Raw genomic sequence first — 8,120 nt, forward strand, 5'->3', positions numbered from 1 at the left:
AAATATTATTTATAATATATACTTTATATTAAAGTTTAATTGTTAAACCAATAGTGGTGACGTTCTATGGCAGGTCCAACTAAAGTAAAAGCTAAAGAAGCAGGTAGCACTGCAAGCACTAGTAATAAGCTAGCTTCTAACCTTACCTCTGATCCAAAAAAGCTTAAAGCTATTGAGGCTGCGATGGAACACATCGAGCGTCAATTTGGTAAGGGCGCAATTATGCGTTTAGGTCAAGGTGAGCTAGAGGAAATTGAAGCTATTCCTACTGGTTCCTTAACCTTAGATTTAGCCTTAGGTGTAGGCGGCTTACCAATGGGCCGTATTATTGAAATTTATGGTCCAGAATCATCAGGTAAAACTACTTTAACTTTAGAGTTAATTGCTCAAGCTCAAAAGTTAGGTAAAGTTTGTGCCTTCATTGATGCCGAGCACGCCTTAGATCCAATTTATGCCAAAAAATTAGGCGTAAAGATTGATGATGTTCTGATTTCTCAGCCAGATACAGGTGAGCAGGCATTAGACATTACCGAGACCTTAGTACGCTCTGGTGGTATTGATGTCATTATTGTTGACTCTGTAGCCGCATTAGTACCAAAGGCTGAAATTGAAGGTGATATGGGTGATAACCATGTTGGCCTTCAGGCACGCTTAATGTCTCAGGCTTTACGTAAGTTAACTGGTACTATTAAGCAAGCTAACTGTATGGTGGTCTTCATTAACCAGTTACGTATGAAGATCGGTGTTATGTTTGGCAATCCAGAGACTACTACTGGTGGTAATGCTCTTAAGTATTATGCCTCTGTACGCTTAGATATTCGTAAGTCCACTCCTATTAAGGAAAAGGACACTGTTATTGGTAATGAGACCAAGGTTAAGGTAGTTAAGAACAAGGTTGCTCCTCCATTTAAGCAGGCCAACTTCCAAATTCTCTTTAACTACGGCATTTCCAAGAATGGTGAGTTGCTCGACTTAGGTGTTCAGCTTAAGTTTGTTGAGAAAACTGGTGCTTGGTTTGCCTACAATGGCGCTAAGATTGGCCAAGGTAAGACTAATGCAATTCGCTATTTAGATGAGCATCCTGAGGTTGCTGATGAGCTTGAGGGTAAGATTCGTGATTACTTCAAGCAAAACTCTGATTATGCTGATACTGTCGAAATTGGTTCCTCAAACGAAATGGATGACAGTGGTCTAGACGACGATTTACCTCCATTGGATGATATGGATGATGATTTAGTCACTGATGTTCCAGATGATATCTAATTAGTGATTAATTAACTATCTCTACCACGGGCTATGCCCGTGGTTCTCCCTTATAGCAGCCTCTTGGTAGTTTTGCTGCTTCTTTACTACTCAACTAACTTCCAGAAAAACTCCTGGTGTTGAGTATCTCAAGCTTAATTCAATAGAGTCATTGATTTAAAAACTATGTTTGGAAGACCTTCCTATAATAAGCGCCAGTCTTTTAATGGTAGTAAGAGATCATTAGATGATAGTGTGCCTAATGCTATTAACTATATGGTAGGTCTCTTGGCTAAAAGAGAATATAGTGCTAAAGATTTATTGGATAAAACTTTAAAACGCTATACCTCTAAAGCTGCACACGAAGCTTTAAATACTTGTATTGAGCGTGGTTATCAAAGTGATGAGCGCTATGCTCAAATGTTAGTTAGACATATTGAGTTTGCCTATTATGGCCCTATGAAATTACAGTTTGAGGCCAAAAGAAAAGGTATAGATTTATCTTTAATCAATGACTGTGCTCAAGAGGTTGATTGGGAAGCTTTGGCTTACGAAGCCTTAATCAAAAAATATGGCCTTAATCATTTAGATTTTGAACAAGGTCGCAAGGCGTTAGCTTTTTTAGCGCGTAGAGGCTTTTCCTCCTCATCTTGTATGTCGGCTTTAGAAAGATTAAGACAAGAGCTACAAGAGCAAGAAGATAGTTAAAGCAAAGATTTAAACAAGCAAAGCTAAAGCTCCTTATTATAGGTTTTCCTATAGTGAGGGGCTTTTTTATTAAATTATGGCTTTTTTAAGCAACGTGCTAGTATAGGCTTAGAAAGCGTACTTAATTGCTTGCTTAATATTATGAGGCCACTAATAGTGGTGCTATGTTTAAGCATTTAGTTGAATAGCTAAGAAGCTTATTGCGTCTAGTGAAATTTCCCAACCCATTATGACGTTCTGCCTGCTATATAGCCACTATATCAGCAGGGTAAGCTTATGCTTTCATAATATATCTACTTAACTTAATTGAGAGATTCTGCGATTTATGAGTGATGTAATTAATTTGCAAGTAACTGATGAATTTCATGGCAAGCGCCTTGATGCTGTGTTAGGAGGCATGATTGATTCGCATTCACGCAGTGCCTTACGCACTTTAATTGATGAGGGCAAAGTTATAGTTGATGGCCAGGTGCAGACTAAAGCTAGCATCAAGATTAATGCAGGACAAACTATTGAAGTACAAATGGATGAGCCTGAAAGCTTAGAGGCTTTACCTGAGGACTTGCCATTAAATATTGTTTATCAAGATGATGATTTAATTGTTATCAATAAGCCTATTAATTTTGTCGTGCATCCTGGTGCTGGAGTGAAAAATGGCACAGTAATGAATGCCATGTTGTATCACTTTCCACAAACCGCAACTTTAGCACGTGCTGGTATTGTGCACCGCTTAGATAAGGACACTTCTGGCTTGATGGTAATTGCTTTAAGCCAAGTAGCACAACATCATTTGGTAAAGGCAATCTCTAAGCATTTAGTAGTACGTGAGTATGAGGCTATTGTAGAGGGTGAAATTACCGCAGGTGGTACAGTAGATGCTCCTATTGGTCGTGATCTGCACAATAGAACTAAAATGGCGGTAATGCCTGAGGGTATGGGTCGAGAGGCGGTAACTCACTACCGTGTTATGGAGCGTTTTAGAGCTCATACTCGTTTGAAATTGCGCTTAGAAACAGGACGTACTCACCAAATTCGTGTGCACATGTCATCTATTCACCATCCATTATTAGGTGATGCTCAATACGGTGGTCGTCGTATTAAGCATATTGCAGGTGCTAGTGAGCAGCTTGATCAGGCTTTAAATGCTTATCGCCATCAGGCTTTACATGCTAGCCATATTGAGTTTGAGCATCCTGTAACTCATGAACTCTTAGCTTTTGATGCTCCTATTCCAGATGAAATGAAGAACTTGCTTAATCTTTTACGTGAAGATTACGAGCTCAACGGTATTTACTAATTAAGGTCAGAGCTATTCTCTAGTGAAAGTTTCCGAAAGTTCGTTAACAACTATACCTGCCTTGGAGTAGACATTATCTTTAATGATGTTGATTTTGACAGTAAAGGAACTTTCGGAAACTTTCACTAGCGTACCTTTGTTAGTTGCATAATGGAGGATTGATTTGCCTAACAGAACAGTAAATGGTGTTGAGGTGCCGCCTTTTGACGATTGGACTCAACAACATCAATCTTATGTTTTGGACAATCTTAAGCACTCATTATATTTAGAGCGCTATATGCTGATTGATTGTTTTGATAACGATGTAACAGCTTTTTATACCACCCGTTTAAATGGCTATAGCAATGCACCGTATGACAGCTTTAATTTAGCTTTACATGTTGGTGATGATCCTGCGTTAGTAGAAAAAAATCGAGCTCAGTTACAAGCTGATTTTAATTTGCCAAAAGTTTGTTATATGAATCAGACCCATTCCAATACAGTAATGGTGGTAGATGATTTAAATAATGACGAGCAATGTTTTGACTGTGATGGCTTAGTTACTGCTCAAAAGGGTATAGCTCTAGCAGTTATGACCGCAGATTGCTTGCCTTTAATATTGTGTGATGACGAGAACAATGTAGTGGGTGCTATCCACTGTGGTTGGCGCGGCATACAAAGAGGCATTATTGAAAATGCTATTGATGCTATGGAGTCTGTAGGCGCTAATCGCAGTAGTATTAAGGGTTTCTTAGGCCCAGCTATTGGCCCACACTCTTTTGAAGTAGGTAGCGATGTCGTAGAGGCTTTTTTACAAAAGGGCGATTTTTACCAAAATTGTTTCTTTAAACTGCCAAATACTCAAAAGTACTTATGCCACATTTATCGTTTGGCAGTTAACACCTTACGTAACATTAAAGTTGAGGGCCATATTTTTGGCGGTAGAGCAGATACTTTAACTCAAAGTGCGGTTTTTTACTCTTATAGAAAGAATAACCAAACAGGCCGTCTTGCCTCCGTAATTTGCCTCAACTAACACTAAAAACATACCAATACCCCCAACAAGCCTAAAAACTTCTGGGGGTTTTTATTTTCACGCCCAGCTCATTCAGCTTCGTTCCGCTCCACTCCACTGAGCTCCGCTGCGCCTCGCTGCGCTCAGCCTACTGAGCAGCGCTTTGCGCTACGCTCTGTGCTGCTACTCTCAGCTTCACTACGATTTACTTTGCGTAGCCTCGATTTGTTCTGTTCAACAGCGTTTGCAATGGTCTGTTTGGACTAGCTTCACTTCACTTTAATGCACCACAATATGCTTTATGCTGCTCCGTTAGTTGGTACTGTTGGTAGAGCATGGCTAAGTTGCACCTTGCACTGCATGGAAATGCACTGCTTTGCATTGCAGCATAGTAGATTCTGACTGCACTGATTGATAGTAGGTTGTTAGCTGAGTTTAAAGAAAAGTGATGGTTTTTAAAAAATATTTTGTGTTAGCACTTTAAATTATTGATCGCTATCCCCACGTCATATGGTGTAAGAGCTCTAAGCACCTCTTAGAGAAAAAAGTTGAGCTTAAAGCCTTATTTAATCAGGAAGGTTAAACAAGGTAAGTGCTGGACTATAGATATTAAAAAGAGGGGTTGATAGTAGTTTTTATGAGCGCTGTTAAGAGCGTTGCTGTTTACACAAAATTACTATTCAACAACAAGCTAGAGCACAAAAGAATTTTTTAATTTTTGGAGGGACGATATGCGTTTAGATCGTTTTACTGTTAAGTTTCAAGAAGCCTTATCTGACGCACAATCGTTAGCAGTAGGTCACGATAATCAGTTTATTGAGCCAGTACATATTATGTCTGCTTTGGTAAACCAAGAAGATGGCTCAATCAGACCTTTGCTAACCTTAGCTGGTTCCGATCCACAAGCTGTTAAATTATTAGTTGATAAGGCCGTAGATAACTTACCTCGTGTTCATGGTGTAGGTGGAGATTTACAACTTTCTCCTCAAACAGGCCGTATTTTAAACTTATGTGACAAGTTGTCCCAAAAGCAAAAAGATGCCTATATCTCATCAGAGATCTTCGTCTTAGCTGCTATGGAAACTGAGGGCGACTTAAAACGCATTTTAGAGCAATGCAATTTAAATCGTACTAAGCTCTTAGAGGCTTTTAATACCGTACGTGAAGGTAATAACGTTCAAGACGAGAACGCTGAGAATGCTCGTGGCGCTTTAGCCAAGTACACTATTGATTTAACAGAGCGTGCTGAACAAGGCAAGCTAGACCCTGTAATTGGTCGTGACGATGAGATCCGTCGTACTATTCAAGTTTTACAACGTCGTACCAAGAATAACCCAGTTTTAATTGGTGAACCTGGTGTTGGTAAAACTGCTATTGTTGAGGGTTTGGCTCAGCGTATTGTTAAGGGTGAAGTTCCAGAAGGCTTACGCAATAAGAAAGTACTAACCTTAGATCTTGGTGCTTTGATTGCTGGTGCTAAGTACCGTGGTGAGTTTGAAGAGCGCTTAAAAGGCGTATTAAACGAACTTGCTAAACAAGGTGGTAAGGTCATCTTATTTATTGATGAGCTTCATACCATGGTAGGTGCTGGTAAGGCTGATGGCGCAATGGATGCTGGCAATATGTTAAAACCAGCTCTTGCTCGTGGTGAGTTACATTGCGTTGGTGCTACTACCCTAGATGAGTACCGTGAGTACATTGAAAAAGATGCAGCTTTAGAGCGTCGTTTCCAGAAAGTCCTAGTTGAGGAGCCTAGTGTAGAAAACACTATTGCTATTTTACGTGGACTAAAGGAGCGTTATGAGCTTCACCACCATGTACAAATTACTGATCCAGCAATTGTAGCTGCTGCTACTTTGTCTAATCGTTATATTACTGACCGTCAGCTTCCTGATAAGGCCATTGACTTGATTGATGAAGCTGCCGCCAGCATTAGATTGCAAATTGACTCTAAGCCAGAGCCTTTAGATCGCTTAGACCATAAGCTTATTCAGCTTAAGATGGAGCGTCAGGCTGTTGCTAAAGAGAGCGATGAGGCAAGTAAGAAGCGCTTGCAGGCCATTGACAACGATATTAAAGAAAGTGAGCTTGAATATCAGCGTTTGGACAATATTTGGAAAAACGAAAAGCTCATGCTTGAGGGTACTCAAAAGTTCAAAGAAGAACTTGATAATGCCCGTCATGAGTTTGAAGTGGCTAAGCGTAACGGCGACCTTGCTCGTATGAGTGAACTTCAGTATGCAACCATTCCTCAATTGGAGCAAAAGATTCAAAATGCTTCCAAGATGGAAGGTCAAAAGACTGAGTTGTTAAAGAACAAGGTAACGGACGTTGAAATTGCTGACGTAGTATCACGTGCTACAGGTATTCCTGTTTCTCGTATGATGGAAGGTGAGAGACAAAAGCTCTTGCGTATGGAGGATAACCTTCATAAGCGTGTGATCGGTCAAGATGAGGCTGTAAGTGCTATTGCCTCAGCCATTAGACGTTCTCGTGCTGGTCTTTCTGATCCAAATAGACCTATTGGCTCTTTCTTATTCTTAGGCCCTACTGGTGTTGGTAAGACTGAGCTTTGTAAGGCAGTAGCTGAGTTTATGTTCGACTCAACCAAAGCTATGGTGCGTATTGATATGTCTGAGTACATGGAAAAGCACACTGTGGCCCGCTTGGTTGGTGCTCCTCCAGGATATGTAGGTTATGAGCAGGGTGGTTATTTAACCGAAGCCGTACGTCGTCGCCCTTATTCTGTAATTTTGCTAGACGAGATCGAAAAAGCTCATCCTGATGTCTTTAACATCTTGTTGCAGGTATTGGATGATGGACGATTAACTGATGGCCAGGGTCGCACTGTAGACTTTAAGAACACAGTAATTATCATGACTTCCAACTTAGGCTCTTCTATGATTCAGGAAGAAGCAGCCAATAACGCAAGTTATGATGCTATTAAGTCCAAGCTCTTTACTATTTTAGAGAAGAACTTTAAGCCTGAGTTCTTAAATCGTATTGATGAGACTGTGGTATTCCATCCATTAAGCCACGAGAACATTAAGGAAATTGCTAAGATCCAATTAAGTGCTCTTTCTAAGCGCTTAAAGGATAACAATATTGAGGTAAGCATTAGCGATCATCTTTATGATTACGTTGCTAATGTAGGCTTTGACCCTGTCTTTGGTGCTCGTCCATTACGTAGAGCTATCCAAAGTGAGGTTGAAGATCCACTCTCTAAGATTATTTTAAGTGGTGAGTTGTTGCCTGAGGTTCGCTATGAGTTAAACATTGACGAAAATGGTAAGCTGCAATGCAATCCACTAAAGATTATGAATAATCCAGGAGTGAATAAGGTACGCACTGCTCAAAACGGAGTATTACCTGGCTCAAGACCTGATGCTATCAATGGTCGTTTAAATAATATGACTAATAATTAATTAGGTCAGTTAAAGCTAATTTAAGCTAGAAAAAGAGGGACACTTGAACAAAGTGTCCCTCTTTTTTTTAAATTTTAAAAAACTATTGGTTAAATTTATGGTTTTATTGCCATATTTACTTTGTGATCTAGTTAAACAATATGAAAAAGAGTAAAAAATTTTTTAGCGCACAAACGTGATATTTATCACGTTTATTGTTAATTTTGTGAGGTACTATTAATGTCCATGTTAAAAAAAATTAAAAAAAGTGTTGACGTGGGGTTAAAAATCATTAAAATACGTCCTCGCTGTCACGCACTAAAGCGTGAAGCTGCAAAAGCCAAGCGCTTTGAAGTTCTTTAAAAATTTAGGTACAGACAATCTGTGTGGGTTCTTTAAGTTAAGAACTTTGAGTTTTAAGCCAACATACTGGCAACTAGTTATAGTTGCACTTCAAACGAATCATTAAAGTGAA

The 8,120-nt window shown here is 39.6% G+C and carries 5 protein-coding genes and 1 pseudogene; all 6 read left to right on the forward strand.

Features of this window, described 5'->3' with window-relative positions; genetic code table 11:
• The first annotated feature begins 66 nt into the window (after window positions 1-66).
• The 6 genes and pseudogenes from recA (at window position 67) to MXE38_RS12475 (ending at window position 8,008) form a co-directional block, all read left to right on the forward strand.
• Window positions 67-1,263: a recombinase RecA gene (gene recA / locus MXE38_RS11620; RefSeq protein ID WP_281503212.1), complete on the forward strand. Its 1,197-nt coding sequence runs from the start codon at window positions 67-69 to the stop codon at window positions 1,261-1,263.
• A gap of 165 nt (window positions 1,264-1,428) precedes the next feature.
• Window positions 1,429-1,950, forward strand: a complete 522-nt coding sequence (locus MXE38_RS11625; protein ID WP_246915195.1) for a regulatory protein RecX — start codon at window positions 1,429-1,431, stop codon at window positions 1,948-1,950.
• A 325-nt stretch (window positions 1,951-2,275) separates the two neighbouring features.
• On the forward strand, window positions 2,276-3,247 hold the full coding sequence (gene rluD, locus MXE38_RS11630; RefSeq protein WP_246915200.1) for a 23S rRNA pseudouridine(1911/1915/1917) synthase RluD: 972 nt from the start codon (window positions 2,276-2,278) through the stop codon (window positions 3,245-3,247).
• Between the two features lie 163 nt (window positions 3,248-3,410).
• The gene (gene pgeF, locus MXE38_RS11635) at window positions 3,411-4,262 is read left to right on the forward strand and encodes a peptidoglycan editing factor PgeF (RefSeq protein ID WP_246915205.1); all 852 of its coding nucleotides are present in this window, start codon (window positions 3,411-3,413) and stop codon (window positions 4,260-4,262) included.
• 710 nt (window positions 4,263-4,972) lie between these two features.
• Window positions 4,973-7,519, forward strand: a pseudogene (gene clpB, locus MXE38_RS11640) (ATP-dependent chaperone ClpB); the annotation flags it as partial.
• Window positions 7,520-7,885: 366 nt separating this feature from the next.
• Window positions 7,886-8,008, forward strand: coding sequence for a hypothetical protein (locus MXE38_RS12475; RefSeq protein ID WP_281503213.1), 123 nt, complete (start codon window positions 7,886-7,888; stop codon window positions 8,006-8,008).
• Window positions 8,009-8,120 lie beyond the last annotated feature (112 nt).

This window comes from Anaerobiospirillum sp. NML120448 (assembly GCF_023050945.1).
In the GTDB taxonomy this organism is placed as follows: Bacteria; Pseudomonadota; Gammaproteobacteria; order Enterobacterales; family Succinivibrionaceae; genus Anaerobiospirillum.